Origin of the sequence: Pseudomonas paraversuta (assembly GCF_904063065.1) — a bacterium.
GTDB classification, from domain to species: domain Bacteria; phylum Pseudomonadota; class Gammaproteobacteria; order Pseudomonadales; family Pseudomonadaceae; genus Aquipseudomonas; species Aquipseudomonas paraversuta.
This window is the reverse complement of the sequence record NZ_CAJFCL010000004.1, coordinates 130,323-155,297: the sequence shown is the minus strand read 5'-3', so window position 1 is coordinate 155,297 and position 24,975 is coordinate 130,323. Positions and strand designations below refer to the sequence as shown.

19 protein-coding genes, 2 tRNA genes and 2 pseudogenes are annotated in these 24,975 nt (G+C 58.4%); 15 read left to right on the top strand and 8 right to left on the bottom strand.

What is annotated here, in order from left to right:
• Window positions 1-62: 62 nt before the first annotated feature.
• The 6 genes and pseudogenes from hflK to JQ845_RS23255 form a co-directional block, all read left to right on the top strand.
• The gene (gene hflK / locus JQ845_RS09635) at window positions 63-1,238 is read left to right on the top strand and encodes an FtsH protease activity modulator HflK (RefSeq protein ID WP_003439030.1); all 1,176 of its coding nucleotides are present in this window, start codon (window positions 63-65) and stop codon (window positions 1,236-1,238) included.
• A complete protein-coding gene (gene hflC, locus JQ845_RS09630) occupies window positions 1,238-2,116 on the top strand; it encodes a protease modulator HflC (RefSeq protein ID WP_003439032.1) in 879 nt (292 codons plus the stop codon). Before hflK ends, hflC begins: the two co-directional genes overlap by 1 nt.
• A gap of 331 nt (window positions 2,117-2,447) precedes the next feature.
• Window positions 2,448-3,635 carry an ATP phosphoribosyltransferase regulatory subunit gene (locus JQ845_RS09625; protein WP_003439034.1) on the top strand — a complete coding sequence of 396 codons (1,188 nt, stop codon included), beginning with the start codon at window positions 2,448-2,450 and terminating at the stop codon, window positions 3,633-3,635.
• A 53-nt stretch (window positions 3,636-3,688) separates the two neighbouring features.
• The gene (locus tag JQ845_RS09620; RefSeq protein ID WP_003439037.1) at window positions 3,689-4,984 is read left to right on the top strand and encodes an adenylosuccinate synthase; all 1,296 of its coding nucleotides are present in this window, start codon (window positions 3,689-3,691) and stop codon (window positions 4,982-4,984) included.
• Window positions 4,985-5,402: 418 nt separating this feature from the next.
• Window positions 5,403-6,146 (top strand): annotated as a pseudogene (locus JQ845_RS23260) (methyl-accepting chemotaxis protein); the annotation flags it as partial.
• Between the two features lie 411 nt (window positions 6,147-6,557).
• Window positions 6,558-7,052: pseudogene (locus JQ845_RS23255) on the top strand (methyl-accepting chemotaxis protein); the annotation flags it as partial.
• A gap of 40 nt (window positions 7,053-7,092) precedes the next feature.
• Here the strand turns inward: JQ845_RS23255 and JQ845_RS09610 are convergent.
• From JQ845_RS09610 to JQ845_RS09595, 4 genes are all read right to left on the bottom strand, one after another.
• Window positions 7,093-8,646: an ABC transporter permease gene (locus JQ845_RS09610; RefSeq protein ID WP_003439041.1), complete on the bottom strand. Its 1,554-nt coding sequence runs from the start codon at window positions 8,644-8,646 to the stop codon at window positions 7,093-7,095.
• Complete coding sequence (locus JQ845_RS09605) at window positions 8,646-9,671, bottom strand: iron ABC transporter substrate-binding protein (protein ID WP_003439042.1); 1,026 nt, start codon at window positions 9,669-9,671, stop codon at window positions 8,646-8,648. The genes JQ845_RS09610 and JQ845_RS09605 overlap by 1 nt, the downstream gene beginning before the upstream one ends.
• Before the next feature lie 212 nt (window positions 9,672-9,883).
• A tRNA-Leu gene (locus JQ845_RS09600) sits at window positions 9,884-9,970 on the bottom strand.
• A 169-nt stretch (window positions 9,971-10,139) separates the two neighbouring features.
• Window positions 10,140-10,226, bottom strand: a tRNA-Leu gene (locus JQ845_RS09595).
• 227 nt (window positions 10,227-10,453) lie between these two features.
• Between JQ845_RS09595 and rnr the strand changes: the two genes are divergently transcribed.
• From rnr to JQ845_RS09555, 8 genes are all read left to right on the top strand, one after another.
• Window positions 10,454-13,111: a ribonuclease R gene (rnr, locus tag JQ845_RS09590; RefSeq protein WP_003439043.1), complete on the top strand. Its 2,658-nt coding sequence runs from the start codon at window positions 10,454-10,456 to the stop codon at window positions 13,109-13,111.
• Window positions 13,108-13,875 (top strand): 23S rRNA (guanosine(2251)-2'-O)-methyltransferase RlmB, encoded by a 768-nt coding sequence (rlmB, locus tag JQ845_RS09585; RefSeq protein ID WP_003439044.1) that lies wholly within the window; start codon window positions 13,108-13,110, stop codon window positions 13,873-13,875. Before rnr ends, rlmB begins: the two co-directional genes overlap by 4 nt.
• A gap of 306 nt (window positions 13,876-14,181) precedes the next feature.
• Window positions 14,182-14,607: a 30S ribosomal protein S6 gene (rpsF, locus tag JQ845_RS09580; protein WP_003439045.1), complete on the top strand. Its 426-nt coding sequence runs from the start codon at window positions 14,182-14,184 to the stop codon at window positions 14,605-14,607.
• Between the two features lie 28 nt (window positions 14,608-14,635).
• Window positions 14,636-14,866, top strand: a complete 231-nt coding sequence (gene rpsR, locus JQ845_RS09575; protein ID WP_003171373.1) for a 30S ribosomal protein S18 — start codon at window positions 14,636-14,638, stop codon at window positions 14,864-14,866.
• A gap of 36 nt (window positions 14,867-14,902) precedes the next feature.
• Entirely contained in the window at window positions 14,903-15,799 is an 897-nt protein-coding gene (locus JQ845_RS09570; protein ID WP_003439046.1) for a YybS family protein, read from the top strand.
• Window positions 15,800-15,818: 19 nt separating this feature from the next.
• A complete protein-coding gene (gene rplI, locus JQ845_RS09565) occupies window positions 15,819-16,265 on the top strand; it encodes a 50S ribosomal protein L9 (RefSeq protein ID WP_003439047.1) in 447 nt (148 codons plus the stop codon).
• A gap of 135 nt (window positions 16,266-16,400) precedes the next feature.
• Window positions 16,401-17,795: a replicative DNA helicase gene (gene dnaB / locus JQ845_RS09560; protein WP_003439048.1), complete on the top strand. Its 1,395-nt coding sequence runs from the start codon at window positions 16,401-16,403 to the stop codon at window positions 17,793-17,795.
• A 200-nt stretch (window positions 17,796-17,995) separates the two neighbouring features.
• Window positions 17,996-20,302, top strand: coding sequence for a YgiQ family radical SAM protein (locus tag JQ845_RS09555; RefSeq protein ID WP_003439049.1), 2,307 nt, complete (start codon window positions 17,996-17,998; stop codon window positions 20,300-20,302).
• A gap of 268 nt (window positions 20,303-20,570) precedes the next feature.
• On the opposite strand, the gene JQ845_RS09550 is transcribed toward JQ845_RS09555, so the two are convergent.
• On the bottom strand, window positions 20,571-20,777 hold the full coding sequence (locus JQ845_RS09550) for a hypothetical protein (protein ID WP_003439050.1): 207 nt from the start codon (window positions 20,775-20,777) through the stop codon (window positions 20,571-20,573).
• A gap of 367 nt (window positions 20,778-21,144) precedes the next feature.
• On the opposite strand from JQ845_RS09550, the gene azu reads away from it, so the two are divergent.
• Window positions 21,145-21,591 carry an azurin gene (gene azu, locus JQ845_RS09545; protein WP_203008929.1) on the top strand — a complete coding sequence of 149 codons (447 nt, stop codon included), beginning with the start codon at window positions 21,145-21,147 and terminating at the stop codon, window positions 21,589-21,591.
• Between the two features lie 58 nt (window positions 21,592-21,649).
• Here azu and JQ845_RS09540 read toward each other — a convergent pair whose 3' ends face one another.
• The 3 genes from JQ845_RS09540 to pncB form a co-directional block, all read right to left on the bottom strand.
• Window positions 21,650-22,672: a DUF1338 domain-containing protein gene (locus JQ845_RS09540; RefSeq protein WP_003439053.1), complete on the bottom strand. Its 1,023-nt coding sequence runs from the start codon at window positions 22,670-22,672 to the stop codon at window positions 21,650-21,652.
• 162 nt (window positions 22,673-22,834) lie between these two features.
• On the bottom strand, window positions 22,835-23,662 hold the full coding sequence (gene nadE, locus JQ845_RS09535; RefSeq protein WP_010656252.1) for an ammonia-dependent NAD(+) synthetase: 828 nt from the start codon (window positions 23,660-23,662) through the stop codon (window positions 22,835-22,837).
• 3 nt (window positions 23,663-23,665) lie between these two features.
• Window positions 23,666-24,880 (bottom strand): nicotinate phosphoribosyltransferase, encoded by a 1,215-nt coding sequence (gene pncB / locus JQ845_RS09530; protein ID WP_003439057.1) that lies wholly within the window; start codon window positions 24,878-24,880, stop codon window positions 23,666-23,668.
• Window positions 24,881-24,975 lie beyond the last annotated feature (95 nt).

Sequence of the window (24,975 nt, the reverse complement as noted above, 5' to 3'; positions counted from 1 at the left end):
CATTCTGTAGCATTGGTCGGCGCGCCGTGGGCGCGTCTTTGCTTTATCAGATGGAGAGCGCTATGGCTTGGAATGAGCCGGGTGGCAACTCGAATAATCAAGATCCTTGGGGTGGCAAACGCCCGAATAACGGCGGCCGCAAGGGACCACCAGATCTCGACGAGGCCTTCCGAAAGCTGCAGGAAAGCCTGAATGGGTTGTTCGGTGGTGGGAAAAAACGTGGTAGCGGCGACGGCGGATCGAACGGCGGCAAAGGTGCTGGTTATGGCCTGCTGGGTATCGGTCTGGTGGTGCTGGCTGCAGCCTGGCTGTATAGCGCGGTTTACGTGGTCGACGAGCAGGAGCAAGCCGTAGTGCTGCGCCTGGGCAAGTACTACGACACCGTAGGGCCGGGTCTGAACATCTACTTCCCGCCGTTCGATAAAAAGTACCTGGAGAACGTGACGCGTGAGCGTGCGTACACCAAGCAGGGTCAGATGCTCACTGAAGACGAAAACATCGTCGAAGTGCCGCTGACCGTGCAGTACAAGATCAGCAACCTGCGCGACTTCGTGTTGAACGTCGATCAGCCGGAAGTCAGCCTGCAACAGGCCACTGACAGTGCCTTGCGTCACGTAGTGGGCTCCACTGCGATGGATCAGGTGCTGACCGAAGGCCGTGAACAGATGGCTGTAGACATCAAGGAACGCTTGCAGCGTTTCCTCGATACCTACAAGACCGGTATCACTGTGACCCAGGTCAACGTACAGAACGCAGCGGCACCGCGTGAAGTGCAGGAAGCCTTTGATGACGTGATCCGCGCCCGTGAAGACGAGCAGCGTGCCCGCAACCAGGCAGAAAGCTACGCCAATGGCGTGGTGCCGGAAGCGCGCGGTCAGGCCCAGCGCATCATCGAAAACGCCAATGGCTATCGTGATGAAGTGATTTCCCGCGCCAAGGGTGAGGCAGACCGCTTTACCAAACTGGTGAGCGAATATCGCAAGGCTCCGGATGTTACGCGTGACCGTCTGTACCTGGACACCATGCAGGAAGTCTTCAGCAACACCAGCAAAGTACTCGTGACCGGCAACAAAAACGGCCAGAGCAATCTGCTGTACTTGCCATTGGACAAAATGATCGAAGGCCGTAATGGCAGCAACCCGGCAACGGGCTCGGCAGCTGCGGCGGGCAATAACGATTCGGCATCCCATGCCAAATCGGATATGCCGACACCACCGCGTACCAGGGAGAGTCGCTGATGAGCAATAAATCGCTGATCGCCCTTATTGTTGCCGTTGTCGTGGCGATTGTTGCCTGGAACAGCTTCTACATCGTTTCGCAAACCGAACGTGCCGTGATGCTGCGCTTCGGTCGTGTGGTGCAGGACGATGTTCCGCCGGGTCTGCATGTGAAGATTCCTTACGTCAACCAGGTTCGCAAGTTCGACGGCCGCCTGATGACGCTGGATGCTCCGACTCAGCGTTTTCTGACGCTGGAAAAGAAAGCGGTAATGGTTGATGCCTTCGCCAAGTGGCGTGTGAAAGATGCCGGTCGCTTCTACGCAGCGACTTCGGGTCTTAAGCAAGTTGCTGACGAGCGCTTGTCGCGTCGTCTCGAATCGGGTCTGCGTGACCAGTTCGGCAAGCGCACGCTGCACGAGGTTGTGTCCGGTGAGCGCGATGCGCTGATGGCTGACCTGACGGCGTCGCTGAACAAAATGGCGGAAAAAGAGCTGGGCATCGAAGTGGTTGATGTCCGGGTCAAGGCCATCGACCTGCCGAAAGAAGTCAACCGCAGCGTTTTCGAACGTATGAGCAGTGAGCGTGAGCGTGAAGCCCGTGAGCACCGCGCCAAGGGTAACGAGCTGGCAGAAGGCATTCGTGCTGACGCCGATCGTCAAGCCCGCGTGCTGTTGGCTGAAGCGTATCGCCAGTCTGAAGAGGCTCGTGGTGACGGTGATGCCCAGGCTTCCGCAATCTACTCCAAGGCTTACGGCCAGGATCAGGAGTTCTACAAGTTCTATCGCAGCCTGCGCGCTTACCGCGAAAGCTTTGCGAACAAGAGCGATGTACTGGTTCTGGACCCGAGCAGCGATTTCTTCCGCTACCTGGAAAAATCCAAGCCGGCACAGCAGTAAAGGGAGCGTCGCCGGTCACTGCAGGAGCGGGGAAACGCGCTCCTGCACATGAGCAACTGGCGCATGCATTCACTCCGCCTGGCGGGCAAATTGCCTGGCGGGGTGATCCTTTTAGAAAACGTGTGTATGATGCGGCAGCCGGGAAATTCCCGGCTTTTTTGCGTCTGCATGTTTGATTGACCGACTGTTACAACGTCGGCAGATTTTTCGAGGGATGTGCAAGCCTGTCACTTTGGGCTTTTTTGCTGTGCGCGTTCAAGACGCAGCCACGTTCTGCTTTACTCAAGGCTTGCCTGCTGGCTGGCCGCCCGGATCATAGGGGAATGGCGTAATGGCAACGGTAGACCGCTGGCTTCTGCCAGATGGCATCGAAGAAGTACTTCCACCTGAGGCAGCCCGCATTGAAGTGGCGCGCCGTCAGGTGTTGGATCTGTTCCAGGGCTGGGGCTATGAGTTCGTCGTCACCCCGCATATCGAATACCTGGAGTCCTTGCTGACAGGGGCTGGCCAGGATCTCGATTTGCGGACCTTTAAGGTTATTGACCCGCAGACGGGTCGCCAGATGGGTTTTCGTGCCGACATCACTCCGCAAGTGGCGCGCATCGATGCGCATACCTTGCGTCGTGAAGGCCCGAGCCGTCTGTGCTACGCCGGCAGCGTGCTGCATGCTCAGCCGCGCGGGTTGTCATCCTCGCGCAGCCCGATCCAGCTGGGTGCCGAGTTGTATGGCGATGCCAGCCCGAGCAGCGACGTGGAAGTCATCAGCTTGATGCTGGCCATGTTGCAATTGGCCGATGTGCCGGATGTCCATATGGACCTGGGTCACGTTGGCATTTACCGCGGTCTGGCCCGTGCGGCCAACCTGTCGGTTGAAGTGGAACAACAATTGTTCGACGCTCTGCAACGCAAGGCGATCGACGAAGTAACGGCCTTGACCGAAGGTTTGCCGGCTGATTTGGCAGGCATGCTGCAGGCATTGGTTGGTTTGTGCGGCGGCCGTGAGGTGCTGGTTGCTGCGCGCGAGCGTCTGGCCCGGGCTCCGGCCCCGGTTCTGGCTGCTCTGGACGATTTGCTGGCGATTGCCGAGCGGTTGTCTGTGCGTTTCCCGCAGCTGCCGCTGTATTTTGACCTGGGTGAGTTGCGTGGGTATCACTACCACACAGGTGTGGTCTTTGCGGTATTTGTTCCGGGCGTTGGGGATTCCATCGCCCAGGGCGGTCGTTATGACGATATCGGTGCTGTTTTCGGGCGTGCCCGTCCGGCGACCGGTTTTTCGACTGATTTGAAAACCCTGGTCACCCTGGGGCGTGCTGAAGTCGAGCTACCGTCTGGCGGTATCTGGATGCCTGACAGTACGGATGCGGCACTCTGGCAGCAGGTTTGCCAGCTTCGCAGTGAAGGTCAGCGTGTGGTTCAGGCGTTGCCTGGGCAGTCACAGGCTGCCGCCAGTGAGGCGGACTGCGACCGCCAATTGATTCAGCAGAACGGCTTGTGGCAAGTAGTGCCGCTGGCTTCTTGAGTTTTCCTGCCGGCGGCTGCCGGCACCAAGTTTGCGCGAAGAGGACAAGTGTTATGGGTAAGAATGTCGTAGTCCTGGGCACCCAATGGGGTGATGAGGGCAAAGGCAAGATCGTTGATCTGCTGACCGAACATGCTGCCGCTGTAGTGCGCTACCAGGGTGGCCACAATGCTGGCCACACCTTGGTAATCGACGGTGAAAAAACCGTTCTGCACCTGATCCCGTCGGGCGTATTGCGCGAAGGCGTGCAGTGCCTGATCGGCAACGGTGTGGTGGTTGCTCCCGACGCCCTGTTGCGTGAAATCATCAAGCTGGAAGAGAAAGGCGTACCGGTGCGCGAGCGCCTGCGTATCAGCCCGTCCTGCCCGCTGATCCTGTCGTTCCACGTAGCGCTGGACCAGGCTCGTGAAAAGGCCCGTGGCGAGCTGAAGATCGGTACTACCGGTCGCGGCATTGGCCCGGCATACGAAGACAAGGTTGCTCGTCGTGGCCTGCGTGTGGGCGATCTGCTCAACATGCCGCGCTTTGAAGCCAAGCTGCGTGAATTGGTGGAATACCACAACTTCATGCTGGTGGGTTACTACAAAGAAGCCGCCATCGACTTCGACAAGACCCTGGCCGAGTGCAAGGAATACGCCGAGCTGCTCAAGCCGCTGATGCTGGACGTGACTGCCGAGCTGCACGGCCTGCGCCGCGCTGGCAAAGACATCATGTTCGAAGGCGCTCAGGGCTCGTTGCTGGACATCGACCACGGTACCTACCCGTACGTGACCAGCTCCAACACTACCGCTGGCGGTGTTGCCACCGGTTCGGGCGTTGGCCCGATGTTCCTGGATTACATCCTGGGCATCACCAAGGCTTACACCACTCGCGTTGGTTCGGGGCCATTCCCGACCGAGCTGTTCGACGAAGTGGGCGCTCACCTGGCCAAGCAGGGTCACGAGTTCGGTGCAACCACCGGCCGTGCCCGTCGTTGTGGCTGGTTCGACGCCGTTATCCTGCGTCGCGCTATCGATGTGAACAGCATCTCGGGCATCTGCCTGACCAAGCTGGACGTACTCGACGGTCTGGAAACCATCAACATTTGCGTCGGCTACAAAGATGCAAACGGCAATGTGCTGGTTGATGCGCCGACCGATGCTGACAGCTACGAAGGTCTGCAGCCGGTTTACGAAGCTGTACCGGGCTGGACCGAGTCGACCGTGGGTGCCAAAACCCTGGAAGAGCTGCCTGCTGCTGCGCGTGCTTACATCAAGCGCGTAGAAGAGCTGATCGGCGCTCCGATCGACATCATTTCGACTGGCCCGGATCGCAACGAGACTATCGTTCTGCGTCACCCGTTCGCTTAAGACGTTTTGATGTAAAGCAAAGGGCCCTTCGGGGCCCTTTGTTGTTTCTGCCTGCCATGCGGCACGACCCTTGCTGTGAGAGTTGCCATTAAGGTGCCATCAATATAATGGCACCGCTGTGGAGGGGTTTCCTGTGTCTGCCGTTCTCTCACTGTTACGAAGTCGTCTGCTGCGACCTGTATTCGTTACCCTTGGTATCGCACTTTTGGTGCAGGTGCTGGTGGCTGTTGCACTGACCCGGAGCACAGTGACGGCACTGGAGTCTGATCTGGATGCGGGGCTGGGGGCGGACAGTCAAAAGCTTTCGGCTGAGCTGGAGCAGGCCGGACGAGAGGTCAAGAGCAGCCTTGAAGGGCTGTCTGCCAGCACCCGTGAGCGTCTGACGGCCGGGCTGGCGCCGCGTTTGAAAGAAGAGCAGATGCAATTGCGCAATGCACTGGAAAAGAATCTGATGGATTCGGCCAATGATATGGCGCAACTGTTAGCGGCTGTGGCGCCGCGGGCCATCTGGGATAATGACGTGCCCACGCTGTCCGAGTTCGCCCGGCGCGCCCAGCGCAATCCCAATGTGCTGTTCGTGGTCTATGACGACGTTGCCGGGCAACATCTGACGCGCTACCTCAATCGTGAAAACCCGATCAACAAAGCCCTTTTGGAGAAGGGCAAGGGAGAGCGGGCGCTGGATAAAGTGCTGGACGCAGCGCGGCACGATCCGGCGGTGTATTACCTCGAAGCCCCCATCAGCCCCAATGGCGTGGAGATTGGCAAGGTGTTGATGGGGGTTTCCACGGCCTCGGTCGAGAAGGACCTGGCGGCTCTCGATAAGCGTTTTGCGCAACTGATAGTCAACAGTGAGCATCTGGTGGATGAAAGCCTGCAGGGCGCCGCCAACGACAGCTCGGCAGCCCTGGGGGCGCGTCTGGAGTCGGCTCAGGCAGCGGCGGCACAGATGCAGGCCAATACCGCACAGACTGTCCGTGATGCGGCTGACACCTTGCGCTGGCGCATTGGTATGGGATTGGCGATTGTCGGTCTGGGTGTCTTGCTGTTGCTGGCGGTGGTGCTGGGGCGGCGGGTGGTCAACAAGCTGCTGCTGATGATTGCCGCGTTGAATGATCTGGCCGCAGGCGATGGTGATCTGACCAAGCGCGTGGGCCTGGACAGCAAGGATGAGATTGGCGATATGGCGGCGGCGGTGAACCGCTTTATCGACAAGTTGCAGCCCATTGTGCGGGAGGCGGGGGATGTGGCGCAGCGTACCGGGGTCGAGATTGGGGCCATGACGGAGCGCAATGCCGGGGCCAATGCTGCGGCCCAGTTGCAGCGCGATGAGGTGGCGCAGAGCCTGGAGGCACTGTCGACCATGGCCGATGCGGCGCAGTCTGAAAGTCAGGCGATGCAGGCGGCGCTCAAGCAGGTGCAGGATATTCGTCAGGCGACCGATGAAAATACCCGCACCTCGGCGCAAGTGGGCGGCCTGATCGAGGCGCTGGCCGGGCAGGTCGGCGCTGGAGCCAGGGTCATCGAGCGCCTGGCACAGCAAAGTGAGCAAATCGAAGTGGTGCTGACGGTCATTCACGGCATTGCCGAGCAGACCAATCTTCTGGCCCTCAATGCGGCTATTGAGGCTGCGCGGGCAGGGGAGACGGGCCGCGGCTTTGCCGTGGTGGCGGATGAAGTGCGGGCGCTGGCCAGCAAGACGCAAAGCTCCACCGGTGATATCCAGGCCCATATCGTGGCCTTGCAGCAGGGTGCCAAGGAGGCGGTGGCGGCGATCGGGCTGGCAGGGCGTCAAGCCAATGAGGGGTTGGCAGTACTGCGTGGCAGCGTGCAGTTGCAAAAAACCGTGCAGGCTTCTGTTGAGCAGGTGCACGCCGCGATTGGTGACGCCACCAAAGCTGCTGAGCATCAGGCCCGGGGCGCGCATGCGGTACGTGGGCGGGTTGAGGTGATCCATGCCCAGGCCGAGCGTGCGGCGCAGGCGGTCAACGAAACGACCGCCAGCGGGCAGGTGCTGGATGGCCTGGCAGCGCAGCTGAAAGCGAGCCTGGGGCAGTTCAGGGCATAGGCCGCGAGCAACCTGCAGGAGCGAGTTACCCGGCGGGTTGTTAGCGGCTCAGGTACATCTTGGTGGTCAGCAGGTACACCGGCAGTCCCGAGACCACTATCAACAGCGCCGCATAGGGTGCCGCCGCCGCGAACTCGATGTTCGAGGTGTGAGCCCAGACCTGTGTTGCCAATGTATTGAGTCCGGTGGGGCTCAGCAGCAGCGTGGCGGTCAGTTCTTTCATGGCGTCCAGGAACACCAGGGCAAATGCCGCCCCCAGTGCCGGGAAAATGATTGGCAATGTCACCCGGCAAAATGCCGAAAACGACGATGCGCCCAAGGTGCGTGCCGCTTCTTCGAGCTGCGGAGCTGCCTTGTTCAGCGCCGTGCGAATCGGCGCCTGCGCCAGAGGCAAAAACAGCAAGGCATAGGCGATCAGCAGCAGGGCCGAGGTCTGGTACAGCGCAGGCACGTAATGCAGCGAGAAGTACACCAGCGCCAGGGCGATCACCAGGCCGGGCAGTGCATGCAGCAGATACGGCAGGCGCTCGGCCCAGATCGCCAGTTGGCCTTTGTAGCGCACCACCAGCAGGCCGACAGGTACTGCCAGTACCAGGCACAGTGCAGCACCACCCAGCGCCAGTGACAGGGAGGCGAACAGCGCCTCGCCAATGGCTGCCATCGGGAATGCCGCCGAGCTGCCTTTGACCAGCCAGTACACCAGCATGCCCAGCGGAATCCCGCTGCCAATGATGGCCAGTGCCAGGCAATACAGCTGGCCAAAAAATGACCACTTGCCCAGTTGCACCTGCTCGGCGCGCCGTGCCGCACCCTGGCCGATCCGAATGTGCCGGCCTTTGCCGCGCACTTTCAGTTCCAGCCACAGCAGGCTCAAGCACATCACCAGCAGTACCGCCGAAAGCATGGCCGCATTGGCGTTGCTGAACGACAGCTCGAATTGTTGGTAGATGGCGGTGGTGAAGGTCTGCAGGCCGATGATCGACAGCGCGCCGAATTCCACCAGCATGTGCAGGGCAATCAGCAGCGAGCCCGCCAGCAACGAAGGCCAGAGCAGCGGCAGGGTGATTTTGAAAAACACCCCCCAGCGATTCTGGCCCAGGGTGCGGGCCGACTCTTCAAGTGCCGGATCGAGATTGCGCAGCGTGGCCGCGACCGGCAGGAAGATCAGCGGATATTTGGACAGGCTCATCACCAGGATGGCGCCGCCCAGGCCCTCGAAGCTGGAGCTGAGCGATACCCAGGTGAAGCTGCTGACGAATGCAGGTACGGCAAACGGCAGGCACAGGATCACGCCCCAGAGGCGCCGCCCCGGCAAGCTGCTGCGCTCCAGTAACCAGGCCAGCGACAAACCGATCAGGGCGCAGGTTACCGTTACACCAACCATCAACAGCAGCGTGTTGCGCATCAGGTCAAATACGAAGGGCCGCCACAACAAGTGCACCGCTTGTGCCCATCCGGCCTGCCAGGCCTTGGTGCCGACATACAGCAGCGGCAACAGGCTCAGGCCCACCAGTAACAGCACCGGTAATAACAGCCAGACAGAGGGCTTTTTGCGTTTCACGTTAAAGCGTGCAGGTTGGGCGGCAGACAGCATCAGAGCAGGCCTACATCTTGTTCAAGCTCCAGCGCTTCATCAGCGTTGCCAAGGTCGGCCGGGGTGATTTTTGGCGGTTGCAGTTCATCGAACGGCTTGAGGCCGCGTTCCGACACCATGCCTTTGCGCATCGGGTATTCAGCGGTGGTGTTGGTGATCACCCGCTGACCTTCTTCGCTGGCCATGTAAGCCAGGAGTTGCTGGGCTTCTTTGGGGTGTTTGCTGGCCTTCAAAACGCCGGCGCTGGATACGGTGATCAGGCCGCCCGCATCGCCATCGGTGAAGTAGTGCAGTTTGGAGTTCAGCTTGCCTTTCTCGCGCTGCAAGGCGAACCAGTAGTAATTGTTGACCAGTACGGCGGCCACTTCACCATTCTCGACCGCTTTGAGGGCAACCATGTTGTTGGTGTAGGTCTTGCCGAAGGCGCGCAGACCGGTCAGCCATTCTTCTGCAGCTTCGCGGCCATGCAGTTTGATGATGGCCACAGCCTGTTCCTGGAATGCGCCGCTGGTGGGTACAAAACCGATCTTGCCCTGCCATTCGGGGCCGGCGAAATCCAGAACTGACTTGGGCAGTTCTTCTTCCTTGACCTTGTCCGGGTTGAACGCCACGACGCGGGTGCGTGCAGTCACGCCGATCCAGGTATCGTTGGCGGCCACGTATTCCTTGGGCAGTACTTGCAAGGTGCTGTCGTCGACCTTGGCCAGGAAGCCCTGTTCGCCAAGACTGTTCAGTGGCGGCGACTCCTCGGCGTAGAACACGTCGGCAGGCGAGCGATCGCCTTCTTCGACGATCTGGCTGGCCAGCTGGTTGCTGCTACCTTTGCGCACATTGACGTGAATGCCGGTCTTGGCTTCAAAGGCAGCGGCGAGGTTGTCGCCGACTTCTTTGTGCTGGCCGTTATACAGGGTCAGGGTTACAGGATCGGCAGCGTGAGCGGCGGGAGTGATCAGAGTCAGACCAAGAGTTGCGATGGACAAACTACGCAGTAGAAATGTTGCAAGCTGGGTATTTCGGAGCATCATTCGCTGGGTTCCTCGCTTGGGAACTACAAAACTTGTAACAATAATAAACGATATTGCTTCTCAAGTGCGCCACAAGGATAGGGCGATGGTCGTAGGAGAGGGGGCAAGTGCAGGGTGGGAGGCGATTGCCAGCCACAGAAACGCAAAAACCCGCTTTCGCGGGTTTTTGTGAGGCTTCGAATGTTTTCAGTGAAAACACTTGAAGCTTGAATTGGTGCCCAGAAGAAGACTCGAACTTCCACGACCTTGCGGTCACCAGCACCTGAAGCTGGCGTGTCTACCAATTTCACCATCTGGGCATTATCAGCAACGTTGCCGCTGTTGATGTGGCGCACTATACGGAGCACTTTTAATTCTGTAAAGCCCTGTTTTATTTAGTTTTAATAAATCAGCGGCTTAGAATGCAAAAACCCGCTTTCGCGGGTTTTTGTGTGAGTCTGCAGATTGTACTAATCTGCATCTCTGAATTGGTGCCCAGAAGAAGACTCGAACTTCCACGACCTTGCGGTCACCAGCACCTGAAGCTGGCGTGTCTACCAATTTCACCATCTGGGCATCATCTTCAACGCTGTTGCCGTTGTCGATGGCGCGCACTATACGGACGACCCTTTGACCTGTAAAGCGTTGTGCATAAAAATAGTGAAAAAAATTCGCGAACGGTTAGTCCGCGACATGAATGTGTGCCAGAACGGGCTATTACGGCTCTGTATGAGTCCGAAATTTCCCGTTTCAATACGCGTATGCCAAACTAACCCGCATATAGACAAGGTGAAAACTATCTAATGGCCGATTGGCAGACCCTCGATCCCGAGGCCGCACGTGAAGCGGAAAAATACGAAAACCCTATCCCTAGCCGCGAGCTGATCCTTCAGCATCTGGCCGAGCGTGGTTCGCCGGCTGCTCGCGAGCAGTTGGTAGAAGAGTTCGGTCTGACTACAGAAGACCAAATCGAGGCCTTGCGTCGTCGCCTGCGTGCGATGGAGCGTGATGCCCAGCTCATTTATACCCGCCGTGGCACTTATGCGCCGGTGGACAAGCTCGACCTGATTCTCGGCCGCATCAGTGGCCATCGCGATGGCTTCGGCTTTCTGATCCCTGATGATGGCAGTGACGACCTGTTCATGAGCCCGTCGCAAATGCGCCTGGTGTTCGATGGCGACCGTGCGCTGGCCCGTGTTTCGGGGCTGGATCGCCGTGGTCGTCGTGAAGGCGTAATCGTCGAAGTGGTTTCGCGTGCTCACGAAACCATCGTGGGTCGTTACTTCGAAGAAGGCGGCATTGGCTTTGTAGTTGCCGACAATCCGAAGATCCAGCAAGAAGTGCTGGTTACCCCGGGTCGCAATGCAGGCGCCAAGGTGGGTCAGTTTGTCGAAGTGAAGATTACCCACTGGCCGACGCCGCGCTTCCAGCCGCAAGGTGATGTGCTTGAAGTGGTGGGCAACTACATGGCGCCCGGCATGGAAATCGACATTGCCCTGCGCACCTACGACATTCCTCACGTCTGGCCGGAAGCGGTGCTTAAAGAAGCCGCCAAGCTCAAGCCTGAAGTCGAAGAGAAAGACAAAGAGAAGCGCATCGATCTGCGTCATCTGCCGTTCGTCACCATTGACGGCGAAGATGCCCGTGACTTCGATGACGCTGTTTACTGCGAAGCCAGGCCTGGCAAGCTGCGCCTGTTCTCGGGTGGCTGGACCTTGTACGTGGCCATTGCCGACGTATCCAGCTACGTGAAAATCGGTTCGGCACTGGATGCCGAGTCTCAGGTTCGTGGCAACTCGGTGTACTTCCCTGAGCGCGTGATTCCGATGCTGCCTGAGCAGCTGTCCAACGGTCTGTGCTCCCTGAACCCGAAAGTTGACCGTTTGGCGATGGTTTGCGAGATGACCATCTCCAAATCCGGCGAAATGACCGACTACAAGTTCTACGAGGCGGTGATTCACTCCCAGGCGCGCCTGACCTACAACAAGGTCAGCACCATTCTGGAACAGCCGAAAACCAGCGAAGCCAAGCAACTGCGCAGCGAATACGCTGATGTAGTGCCGCACCTCAAGCAGCTTTACTCGCTGTATAAAGTGCTGCTGGCCGCTCGTCATGTGCGTGGTGCGATTGATTTTGAAACCCAGGAAACCCGGATTATCTTCGGCTCCGAGCGCAAAATTGCCGAGATTCGCCCGACCACCCGTAATGACGCGCACAAGCTGATCGAAGAATGCATGCTGGCGGCCAACGTGGCCACCGCCGAGTTCCTCAAAAAGCACGAAATTCCAGCTCTGTATCGCGTTCACGATGGTCCGCCACCTGAGCGTCTGGAAAAACTCCGTGCATTCCTCGGTGAGCTGGGTCTGAGCCTGCACAAAGGCAAGGACGGCCCGTCGCCGAAGGATTACCAGGCGTTGCTGGCCAGCATCAAGGATCGTCCGGATTTCCACCTGATCCAGACCGTGATGCTGCGTTCGTTGAGCCAGGCGGTGTACAGCGCTGATAACCAGGGCCACTTCGGCCTGAATTATGAAGCCTATACCCACTTCACTTCGCCGATTCGTCGCTACCCGGACTTGCTCACGCACCGGGCGATTCGCAGCGTTATCCATTCCAAAATGGATACCCCGCACGTTCGTCGTGCCGGCGCGATGACGATTCCGAAAGCGCGTATCTATCCGTACGACGAAGCGATCCTAGAACAGCTCGGCGAACAATGTTCGATGAGCGAGCGCCGTGCCGACGAAGCCACGCGTGACGTGACCAACTGGCTCAAGTGCGAGTTCATGAAGGATCGTGTTGGCGAGTCGTTCCCGGGTGTAGTGACGGCAGTAACGGGCTTTGGCCTGTTTGTCGAACTGACCGACATTTATGTAGAAGGTCTGGTCCACGTGACCGCCTTGCCGGGTGACTACTACCACTTCGATCCTGTGCATCACCGCCTGGCGGGCGAGCGCACCGGTCGCAGCTTCCGTCTGGGCGACACCGTTGAAGTTCGAGTAATGCGCGTCGATCTCGACGAACGCAAAATCGACTTCGAAATGGCTGAGAAAACCCTCAGCGCGCCGATTGGTCGTAAAAATCGTGGTACTGACGCACCTGCTGGCAAAAATGCTGGGAAATCCGGCACCAAAGCCACAGAGAAGCCCGTCGAACCGGCTCCGGCCGCTCGTCGTAGCGCGCCCAAAACTGCCAAGAAATCCGACGAGACCTATCGTCCTGGCGATGCTGCGGCCAAAAATGCCGAGCTGCGCAAAAGTCGTGAATTGAAACAGGCGCTGCTGGCCGACGCGAAAAACGGCGGTCGTGCAGCTGAGTCGGGAAAGTCGGGTAGGGGGGCACCTGCTAAAGACGCAGGCAAGCCTTCCAAGCCGAGCAAACATCGTAAAGGCCCGCCAAAATCGGGCACCGCTCCTGCCGCCAAAAGTGGTGGAGCGCGTAAACCTAAGGTCAAGTCATGAGCCAGTTGGAAAAAATCTACGGTATTCACGCTGTAGAAGCGTTGCTTCGTCACCACCCGAAACGCGTCAAGCAAGTGTGGCTGGCTGAAAGCCGCAACGATCCGCGGGTTCAGACCCTGATCGCGCTGGCCGCTGAAAACCGGATCGATGTCGGCAACGCTGAACGTCGCGAGATGGACGTTTGGGTTGAAGGCGTGCACCAGGGTGTTGTGGCTGATGTAAGCCCGAGCCAGGTGTGGGGCGAGGCCATGCTCAACGAATTGCTGGATCGTACCGAAGGTGCTCCGCTGATTCTGGTGCTGGACGGCGTGACTGATCCGCACAACCTGGGTGCCTGTTTGCGCACGGCGGATGCGGCGGGTGCTCTGGCCGTCATCGTACCTAAAGACAAGTCTGCAACCTTGACCCCGACTGTACGAAAAGTAGCCTGCGGCGCGGCGGAAGTGATTCCGTTGGTTGCGGTTACCAACCTTGCGGCCACGCTGAAAAAGCTTCAACAGCGCGGACTGTGGATCGTGGGTACTGCCGGCGAAGCCGAGCAGGAACTGTACGACCAGGACATGACTGGCCCGACCATCCTGATCATGGGTGCGGAAGGCAAAGGCATGCGCCGCCTGACTCGCGAGCACTGCGATTACCTGGTGCGCCTGCCGATGGCCGGTAGCGTCAGCAGCCTGAACGTATCGGTAGCGACGGGGGTTTGCCTGTTCGAAGCCCTGCGCCAGCGCAGCGTCAAGGCCAAGACTTCTTCGAAGAAGAAGTAAGCAACACGCTACATCACTGTGGGAGCCGGTTTGCCGGCGATGGCATCAGCGCGGTCTGTCAGACCCATCGCGTTGTAATCATCGCCAGCAAGCAGGCTCCCACAGTCGCTTGTGGTGGGTGAAGGGCTAGATTGTTCAAATAATCACCAATTGCCTTGCACCTCTCTTGTCCCTTCTCTACAATTGCGCCCCTTGCCGTCATGGCGGGCGCATATGTGCCTCTCTAGGCAAGACACACAAGTGTCATTCACTCCTTGTCTGACCGCTTTTTAGTTAGCGGCAGGCTACAACCCGTAAGGAGCATTCATGCGTCATTACGAAATCATCTTTTTGGTCCACCCGGATCAAAGCGAACAAGTCGGCGGCATGGTAGAGCGTTACACCAAGCTGATCGAAGAAGACGGCGGCAAAATCCACCGTCTGGAAGATTGGGGCCGTCGTCAACTGGCCTACGCAATCAACAATGTTCACAAGGCTCACTACGTGATGCTGAACGTTGAATGCACTGGCAAAGCCCTGGCTGAGCTGGAAGACAACTTCCGTTACAACGATGCTGTGATCCGTAACCTGGTCATCCGTCGCGACGAAGCCGTAACTGGCCAGTCCGAGATGCTCAAGGCTGAAGAGAACCGCAGTGAGCGCCGTGAGCGTCGTGACCGTCCTGAGCATTCTGACAGCGCCGATGGCGATGACAGCGATAACAGCGACGCCAGCGATAACGCTGACGAGTAATCCACGGACCTTTTGAGGAGCCAATTACATGGCACGTTTCTTCCGTCGTCGTAAATTCTGCCGCTTCACCGCAGAAGAAGTGAAAGAGATCGATTACAAGGATCTCAACACTCTGAAAGCTTACGTATCCGAAACCGGCAAAATTGTTCCAAGCCGTATCACCGGTACTAAAGCTCGTTATCAGCGTCAGCTGGCCACCGCTATCAAGCGCGCCCGCTTCCTGGCCCTGCTGGCCTACACCGACAGCCACGGCCGCTGAGACCGGGCAGTCGACAAGTAGTAAAGGATTGAAAGCATGCGCGCCTTAGCTGAGTTCATCATGCGAGGCCGTGTGCAGGCCGCGTTAATCGTGGCCGGATGTGCGGCATTGCCGTTTTTGTTCTGGTTGAGTGCTGCTGCGGGTTGCCTTGTGCTCCTGCGGCGCGGTCCGAGAGATGCCTTGAGCATTCTCTCATGGGCTCTACTGCCGGCCTTGGTCTGGTGGTTTATCGGAGAACCTCGCACCTTGATGGTGCTGCTGGGATCTCTGGGATTGGCGATGATGTTACGCGCCGGTCAGCCCTGGCATCGCGTGCTGCTGGTCAGCGTGGCGTTGGGTGTAGTGTATGGCGTGATCCTGGGTACGGTTTTCCGCGAACCCATTGGTGCGATGGCGCAGGAGTTGGAAAAACTTCTGCCGCAGGTCCTCAATGGTCTCTACGACAAGTTATCTGACGTAGAGCGAGCGCGCCTAGGAGCATTGATTGCCCCTGTTCTTACCGGTTTGATTGCAGCTTTGATGCAGGTCGTCAGCTTGCTTAGCCTGATTATCGGGCGTTACTGGCAGGCGTTGTTGTACAACCCGGGCGGTTTTGCCAGCGAATTTCGCAGCATCCGCCTACCGCTGGGTCCAGCGTTACTGTTGCTGGCGTGCATGCTTGTAGGACCGAACTTCGGCCCTCAAATGGCCATGCTTACGCCGTTGTGCAGCGTAGCGTTGTTCTTCGCCGGGCTGGCCCTGATCCATGGGCTGGTGGCGCAAAAGCGACTGGCCAAGTTTTGGCTGGTGGGGTTGTACGTCACGCTGTTGCTGTTTATGCAGCTGATCTATCCGTTGCTCGTGGTCTTGGCCATTGTCGACAGCCTGATTGATTTCCGTGGACGTCTGGCGCCGAAAGACGCTGATAAAGACTCTGCGGACGGTGAAGGTTAAAAGTTAAGAGGATTTTCACATGCAACTGATCCTTCTGGAAAAAGTCGCGAACCTGGGCAACCTGGGCGACAAAGTAAATGTTAAGGCCGGTTACGGTCGTAACTACCTGCTGCCGTACGGCAAAGCTACCGCTGCAACCGCTGCCAACCTGGCTGCGTTTGAAGAGCGTCGTGCTGAGCTGGAACAAGCAGCAGCAGACAAGAAAGCTTCGGCTGAAACACGCGCTGCCCAACTGGCTGAGCTGGAAGTGACTATCACTGCCACCGCTGGCGACGAAGGCAAGCTGTTCGGTTCGATCGGCACCCACGACATCGCTGATGCACTGACCGCCTCTGGCGTTGAAGTTGCTAAAAGCGAAGTTCGTCTGCCGAACGGCACTATCCGCAACGTTGGCGAATTCGACGTGGCTGTGCACTTGCACGCCGAAGTTGAAGCAACCGTACGCGTTGTTGTGGTAGCTGCTTAAGCAGTCTTAACTGACTGGCACCTTGTGTGTCAGGCGGTTAACATCGGGCACGATCCTGTTTACAGGTCGTGCCCTTTGTCTTTCTGCTGTTCCTGATTTTAAAACCCCCAGCTTTTACAAATTAACCAAGTGGCCATGAACGATATCTCCGCTCCTGAGCAATACGACCTGCAAACCGCATCCCTGAAGGTGCCGCCGCATTCCATCGAGGCCGAACAGGCCGTGCTCGGTGGTTTGATGCTGGACAACAACGCCTGGGAACGCGTGCTGGATCAAGTCTCGGACGGCGACTTCTATCGACATGACCATCGCCTGATCTTTCGCGCAATTGCCAAGCTGGCGGACCAGAACTCCCCGATTGACGTCGTGACCCTTGCCGAGCAACTGGACAAGGAAGGTCAGACGTCGCAAGTCGGTGGCCTGGGCTACCTGGGCGAACTGGCAAAAAACACGCCGTCGGTCGCCAACATCAAGGCCTATGCGCAGATCGTTCGCGAGCGCGCCACGCTGCGCCAGCTGATCGGTATCAGCACCGAAATCGCCGATAGCGCGTTCAATCCTGAAGGGCGCAATGCCGCCGAGATTCTTGACGAAGCCGAGCGGCAGATCTTTGCAATTGCCGAGGCCCGGCCAAAAACCGGCGGCCCGGTCAGCGTCAATGATCTGTTGACCAAAGCCATCGACCGGATCGATACGCTGTTCAACACCGACAACGCCATTACCGGCCTGTCCACCGGCTACACCGACCTCGATGGCATGACCAGTGGCTTGCAGCCGTCTGACCTGATCATCGTGGCCGGTCGTCCATCGATGGGTAAAACCACCTTTGCGATGAACCTGGTGGAAAACGCGGTATTGCGCAGCGAAAAAGCGGTACTGGTGTACTCCCTCGAGATGCCAGGCGAATCGCTGATCATGCGTATGCTGTCGTCTCTGGGGCGCATCGACCAGACCAAGGTCCGTGCCGGTCGACTGGAGGACGATGACTGGCCGCGCCTGACCTCGGCGGTCAACCTGCTCAACGACCGCAAGCTGTTCATCGATGATACGGCCGGTATCAGCCCGTCGGAAATGCGCGCCCGTACCCGGCGCCTGGTGCGTGAACACGGTGAGATCGGTCTGATCATGATCGACTACCTGCAACTGATGCAGATCCCCGGTTCGGGCGGTGACAACCGCACCAACGAAATCTCCGAGATTTCCCGCTCCCTGAAAGCCCTGGCCAAAGAATTCAATTGCCCGGTGGTGGCGCTGTCACAGCTCAACCGTTCTCTTGAGCAGCGGCCCAACAAGCGCCCGATCAACTCTGACTTGCGTGAATCCGGAGCCATCGAGCAGGATGCCGACGTCATCATGTTCGTGTACCGGGACGAGGTTTATCACCCCGAAACCGAGCACAAGGGCATTGCCGAAATCATCATCGGCAAGCAGCGTAACGGCCCTATCGGTACCACGCGCCTGGCGTTTATCGGCAAATACACGCGCTTCGAAAACCTGGCGCCGGGCAGCTACAACTTCGACGACGATTAACCGCCCGCTGCGTGGTTGCCCAGGCGGTCACGCCGAGGTTATTACCGGCAAGGCGGGCATGTGAGGGATCGCAATCACAGGCTCCAATCAATTCCGACCATTACCGTCGGAATTGATCATTTTTTGTGCTATATTCCGCGCCCGCGAATTTCTTCGTAAATGACGCGCCCAATTTTCTGTACTCAACACCGGTCATCGACATGCAATCAGCCAAGCCTCTATTTGACTATCCCAAGTACTGGGCCGAATGTTTCGGTCCAGCGCCATTCCTGCCAATGAGCAGGGAGGAGATGGATCAGCTTGGCTGGGATTCATGCGACATCATCATCGTCACCGGTGATGCCTATGTCGACCACCCGTCGTTCGGCATGGCCATCATCGGTCGCTTGCTGGAGTCCCAGGGCTTCCGTGTGGGCATCATTGCGCAGCCGAACTGGCAGTCCAAAGACGACTTCATGAAGCTGGGCGAGCCGAACCTGTTCTTTGGCGTCGCGGCCGGCAACATGGACTCGATGATCAACCGCTACACCGCCGACAAAAAAATCCGTTCCGATGACGCCTACACCCCCGGTGGCATGGCTGGCAAACGTCCGGATCGCGCGAGCCTGGTGTATAGCCAGCGCTGCAAGGAAGCCTATAAAAATGTACCGATCGTACTCGGTGGCATCGAGGCATCTCTGCGCCGTATCGCCCATTACGACTACTGGCAGGACCGCGTGCGCAACTCGATCCTGATCGACGCCTGCGCCGACATCCTGCTGTACGGCAACGCCGAACGTGCCATTGTCGAAGTTGCCCAGCGTTTGTCGTATGGCCACAAGATCGAAGACATTACCGATGTTCGCGGCACCGCGTTCATTCGTCGCGATACGCCCAAAGACTGGTACGAAGTCGACTCCACGCGTATCGACCGTCCGGGCAAGATCGACAAGATCATCAACCCGTACGTGAACACCCAGGACACCCAGGCCTGCGCCATCGAGCAGGAAAAAGGTCCGGTTGAAGACCCGAACGAAGCCAAGGTCGTGCAACTTCTGGCCAGCCCGCGCATGACCCGTGACAAGACGGTAATCCGTCTGCCATCGGTAGAGAAAGTGCGTGGCGACTCGATTCTGTACGCCCACGCCAACCGCGTGCTGCACCTTGAAACCAACCCGGGTAACGCCCGTGCGCTGGTGCAGAAGCATGGCGAAGTGGATGTGTGGTTCAACCCGCCGCCGATCCCTATGACCACCGAAGAAATGGACTACGTGTTTGGCATGCCTTACGCACGTGTTCCGCATCCTGCGTACGGCAAGGAAAAAATCCCGGCCTACGACATGATCCGCTTCTCGGTGAACATCATGCGTGGCTGCTTTGGCGGCTGCACCTTCTGCTCCATTACCGAGCACGAAGGCCGGATCATCCAGAACCGTTCCGAAGAGTCGATCATTCGCGAAATCGAAGAGATCCGTGACAAGGTGCCAGGCTTTACCGGCGTCATTTCCGACCTCGGTGGCCCGACCGCGAACATGTACCGCATCGCCTGCAAAACGCCGGAAATCGAATCCGCGTGCCGCAAGCCATCCTGCGTGTTCCCGGGTATTTGCCCGAACCTGAACACCGACCACTCGTCGTTGATTCAGCTGTATCGCAGCGCCCGTGCCTTGCCGGGGGTGAAGAAAATCCTGATTGCTTCCGGTCTGCGCTACGACCTCGCGGTCGAATCGCCGGAATACGTTAAAGAGCTGGTGACGCACCACGTAGGTGGTTACCTGAAGATCGCCCCGGAACACACCGAGGAAGGTCCGCTCAACCAGATGATGAAGCCGGGCATTGGCAGCTATGACAAGTTCAAGCGCATGTTCGAGAAGTACACCAAGGAAGCAGGCAAAGAGCAGTACCTGATCCCGTACTTCATCGCCGCTCACCCCGGCACCAAAGATGAAGACATGATGAACCTTGCGCTGTGGCTCAAGGGCAATGGCTTCCGTGCTGACCAGGTGCAGGCGTTCTACCCGTCGCCGATGGCCACTGCCACCGCGATGTACCACTCGGGCAAGAACCCGCTGCGCAAGGTCACATACAAAAGCGACTCGGTGGTTATCGTCAAGAGCGAAGAACAGCGTCGGCTGCACAAGGCGTTCTTGCGCTACCACGATCCCAAGGGCTGGCCAATGCTGCGTGAGGCCCTGACCCGCATGGGCCGTGCCGACCTGATTGGTTCGGGTAAAGACCAGCTGATTCCATTGCATCAGCCAGCCACTGACAGCTACCAGAGTGCCCGTCGCAAAAACTCGACGCCTGCAGGCAGCCACAAGGTCGCCGGCGAAAAAACCACCAAGATCCTCACCCAGCACACCGGCCTGCCGCCGCGTGCCAGCGATGGTGGTAACCCGTGGGACAAGCGCGAGCAGGCCAAGGCCGCTGCATTTGCCCGTAACAAGCAGGCTGCCAAAGAGCGCCATGAAGCGGCCAAGGGCGGCAAGAGCCAGAAGCCGACCCGTAAGCCGGTGGTACCGCGCTAACGTCTGCCGGGGCCGGTTAGCCGGCTCCTGCAAAAGCGCTTTGGCCAAACACAACGCCAGCCTTCGGGCTGGCGTTGTGCATTCTGCGCGCGCACAAGCCCGTCAGGCGTGAATCGATTGATTGGTGCAAGGGATGCGAGGGAGGGTGGTCTGGAGCGTCTGAGGATGCAGCACAGGCAATCAGGTGGACTGCGAGGATCAACAGCCGGGCTGCTGATCCTGATCACAGATCCTGTGGGCCGGGTTGTGGATAACCGGGCCGAGGGTATTACGCGTCGGGTGCTTTTTGTTCTACTGCGTCGGTGTTTTCAGCAACAACCTCAGCTTCTGCATCGACGTCAACGTCGGCATTCGGGTCCAGCTCTACAGTACCTTCCTCAGCAGCCGCTTTCTTGCGGGCAAGCTTTTCTTCTTTCTTCTGCTCTTTAGCCAAGTCTCTTTGACGCTTAGCGAAGTTGTAATTTGGTTTGGCCATGGGCGATCCTCTGGGGGTCGAAGGGGTTGAGCGGCGCGTATTCTGCCCTGTATTAGTGCTTAGCCGTTAGCTGGGTTTTAGCAAGTCGCTATTTTGCGCTGAAAACACGACTCTACACTGCCGAAAAAGCCGGTTGTGGATTAAATCTCTGAACGAAGCTGATAGCAGCGGCTGATCAGCGCAGAAAGTCCCGTCACTTATTCCTCCGAATACCCTGTTGATGACCTAAGGTGATAAGCCCGGCGTTCCTCTGGTGGGCGAATTGTTTCGAACAATGCCAGGACCATGATTCAGATCATTGGAATCGAGACAATTTTCGGGCAATCTGTATACAGATTTTTTTCATACCCTGCCTTGGAGATACACCATGTTTGCCAAAGTTCTTGCGGTATCCCTTTTGACCCTGGCCAGCGGCCATTTGCTGGCGGCTGAATGCGCTGTGACTGTCGATTCGACTGACCAAATGTCTTACAACACCAAAGAGATCGTCATCGACAAGTCCTGCAAGACCTTCACCGTTAACCTGACGCACTCCGGCAGCTTGCCGAAAAACGTCATGGGTCATAACTGGGTGTTGAGCAAAACTGCAGACATGGCAGGTGTAGCGACTGACGGCATGGCCGCCGGGCTGGATAAAAACTACCTGAAAGACGGTGACACCCGCATCATTGCCCACACCAAGATCATTGGTGCCGGTGAGAAAGACTCGGTGACCTTCGACGCGTCGAAATTGAACCCGGCTGAATCGTACGAGTTCTTCTGCACATTCCCTGGCCACAACTCGATGATGAAAGGCGCCGTGGTCCTCAAATAAGCCCCGGCCTGCCAATCAACAGCCCTGACGCGCCTTGTGCGCTCAGGGCTGTTTGCATTCAGGCTTTTGAATCGGTCATCTTGAAAATGCCCTGGGCATTGCTGCTGTCGAAATTCAGATCGATCCGCCCGTTTTCCGGGTCGACCTTGCGCTGAATAAATTCGACAAACGAGCCCGGCACCTGATGCTCGCGATAATGACCGGCGGCATCGATCAGCCCCCGGGTCACCGTGCAGGCACGATAGGCAGTCTGCATCACCCGGCCTGAGGCAGAGACCTCGATGCTGTCCTTCATCGGCCGCTGCAAGTCTCGCTGTTGGGCCACGCAGGCGTTGAGATCCTGCACGCGATCGGTCAGATGGTTGAAGCTGTTGCCCTCGGTGGCAATCCAGGCCATCTCTGCACTTTCATCGAGCAGAGATTGGTAATCGGCCTCGAGCACCACGCCGTGTTGACGGCCGAATGCCCGGTACAGCGCCGGCAGCAGGGTGCGCGCCTCGCCGAGGCTGCAATGACGGGTGAGGCTCAGGCGCTCGAGAATGCTGGTGTGTTCGGCTTGCAGCGGATCGAGACTGGAGCTGACAACCCGGGTAACCGCCTGCTGAAACGTCTGGCTAAAACGCCCCGGATGTAATTCCGAGACAAAAAACTGCGCAATGTCTTCAGGCAGGTCCATCTGCCGATAGCCCCAGCCGGTCATGTTCAGCTTGGTCAGCGGATAGGTTCGTACATCGGTAAAGCCCAGTGGCTCCAGCAGCCGCGCAAAGGCCTGGCGGCCGCGGGGCAGTTCGCCGTTGGCGGGCCAGTCGACGGTGCGGATCGCGCCGTGGTCAAACACCACTTTGCGCCCTTGCTGCGCCTGCTCCTCAACGTAGCGTCGGCCATCCGGCACGGCGTCTACCAGCTTGTGCAGCAGGCACAGGTTCAACCCTTCGGCCAGCCAGGCCCGGTGCACGGCCTGTTGATTCCAGCTGAAAGCCAGCAGCCCCCGGGGCACCTCGACATGCTCGCGCAGCCAATGGGCTGCAGATTGACCGAGCACAGACTCGACAAGAGAGAACAAACCATCGAAAGAAGACATGGGGCAGGGCTCTGGCGACCAAATAGACGCCTATCAAAGCCTTTGAATGCAGAGGCGGCAAGCGAAAAAAAACGTGGGGTTCATTCCGTTTTTTCGTACATACCCAGTCTTTGCCAGGCCTGGGGGAGCTGGCAGCCAGCTCCCCCAGGTGCCGGGCTTGCTTCAAGGTGCCAGCGGCATTTCACGCTTGTGCTGGGTCTTTTCATAGGTGCGGCAGATGATCCCGAACGCTTCCTGACTCACCGGCTCGCCATGCAAGAACGCATCAATCTCGGCGTAGGTCACGCCATGGGAGGCTTCATCAGGTTTGCCGGGCTCCAGATCTTCAAGGTCGGCAGTCGGGACTTTCTCCACCAGGGATTCTGGCGCACCAAAGTGTCGTGCAATCGCCCGCACCTGATTCTTCACCAGGCCGCTGAGGGGGGCCAGGTCGCAGGAACCGTCACCGAACTTGGTGAAAAAGCCCATCACCGCTTCGGCAGCGTGGTCAGTGCCGATCACCAGGCCACCGGTGGCCCCGGCGATAGTGTATTGCGCCACCATGCGCATCCGCGCCTTGGTATTGCCGAGGACAAAATCCACCGTGGCGTGGGGCTTGCCTTCAAAAGCCGACACCTCAGCGGCCAGCGCTTTGACCGCCGGGCCGATATTCACGGTTTGACGTTGGTCCGGGTCAATAAAGTCGACGGCCGCAGTGGCGTCGACTTCGTCGTGCTGCACGCCGTATGGCAGGCGCACGGCAATAAAACGGTAGTCCTGATCGCCGCTCTGCTCGCGCAGTTGCTTGACTGCGCGCTGGGCCATCAAGCCAGCAGTCAGCGAATCGACCCCGCCGCTGATGCCCAGCACCAGGGTCTTGAGCCCGGAGTTGTGCAGGCAGCACTGGATAAAGGTAATGCGTCGTGCCACTTCGGCCTCAAGGGCTGCAGTGTCGCTAAACGGCGGTTGGACCTTGAGCTCTTCAGCAATCTGACGCTGTACGGCCTGCATGATTCACTCCTTTGGAGGTAGTTCAGGAACATGGAAAACATGGCGCAAGTAGGCGGCAAAGTTCGGGTCCGAGCAATGGGTCTTGCCCGGCTCATCCGAAATCTTGGCCACGGGTGAGCCATTACAGGCGGTCATTTTAAGCACGATGCTCATTGGCTCGACACCCGGAATGTCGCAGGTCAGGTTGGTGCCGATGCCGAAGCTGACGTTGATCCGCCCGCGCAGTGCCCGGAAAATCTCCAGGGAGCGGGGCAGGGTCAGGCTGTCGGAGAACACCAGGGTCTTGCTCATCGGGTCAATGCCCAGCTTGTGGTAGTGCGCGATGCATTTTTCGGCCCATACCACCGGATCCCCCGAATCGTGGCGCAAACCGTCGAACAGCTTGGCAAAGTACAGATCGAAATCGGCCAGAAACGCATCGGTGGTGATGCAGTCAGTCAGGGCAATCCCCAGCAGCCCGCGGTATTCGCGCACCCAACAATCGAGCGCGGCACTCTGGCTGTCGATCAATCGCGGGCCCAGTTGCTGATGGGCCATGATCCATTCATGGGCCATGGTGCCCAGAGGCTTCATGTCCAGTTCGCGGGACAGGTTGACGTTACTGGTACCGACGAAGCGCCCCGGGAAGTCGTGCTTGAGCACACTGACCACTTCTTCCTGTACCCGGTACGAAAAGCGTCGGCGTGTACCGAAATCGGCCACCTGCAAATCGGCCAGTTCATCTGCGCTGGCGTTGGCCTGCAGCCAGTCAAACTTGCGGTACAGCTGCTCGCGGGCCTGGGACAGCACCGTGTCGGCATAGCGCGAGCGGTTGCGTACTTCACTGACGATCGCCAGTAACGGTACTTCAAACAGAATGACGTGCAGCCACGGCCCGCGCAGGCGGATAAACAGCTCGCCGTTTTCGATGCCGGTGTGCACATAGCGCAAGTTGAAGCGAAACAGCCCCAGGAAGCGTATGAAATCAGGCTTCATAAAGGTGATTCGTTCCAGAAACCCAAGTTGATCCTGAGTCATGCTCAGCTCGCCCAGACGCTCGATCTGGTGGCGAATTTCATTCAGGTACGGGCGCAAGTCCTCGCTGTTACGGCAGCGGAACTCCCACTCGACTTCAACGTTGGGATAGTTGTGCAGCACCGCCTGCATCATGGTCAATTTGTAGAAGTCGGTGTCGAGCAAGTTCTGCACGATGCGATCGGCAAACACACTCTCGCTCATAGCGGCAATCTCCATGCTGGCCGTGCCAGATAATCACGACGTTCAGCTCTTTCAATGAATGGCGCTAGTGGCGCATATCCGCGGGCGGTTTTGCC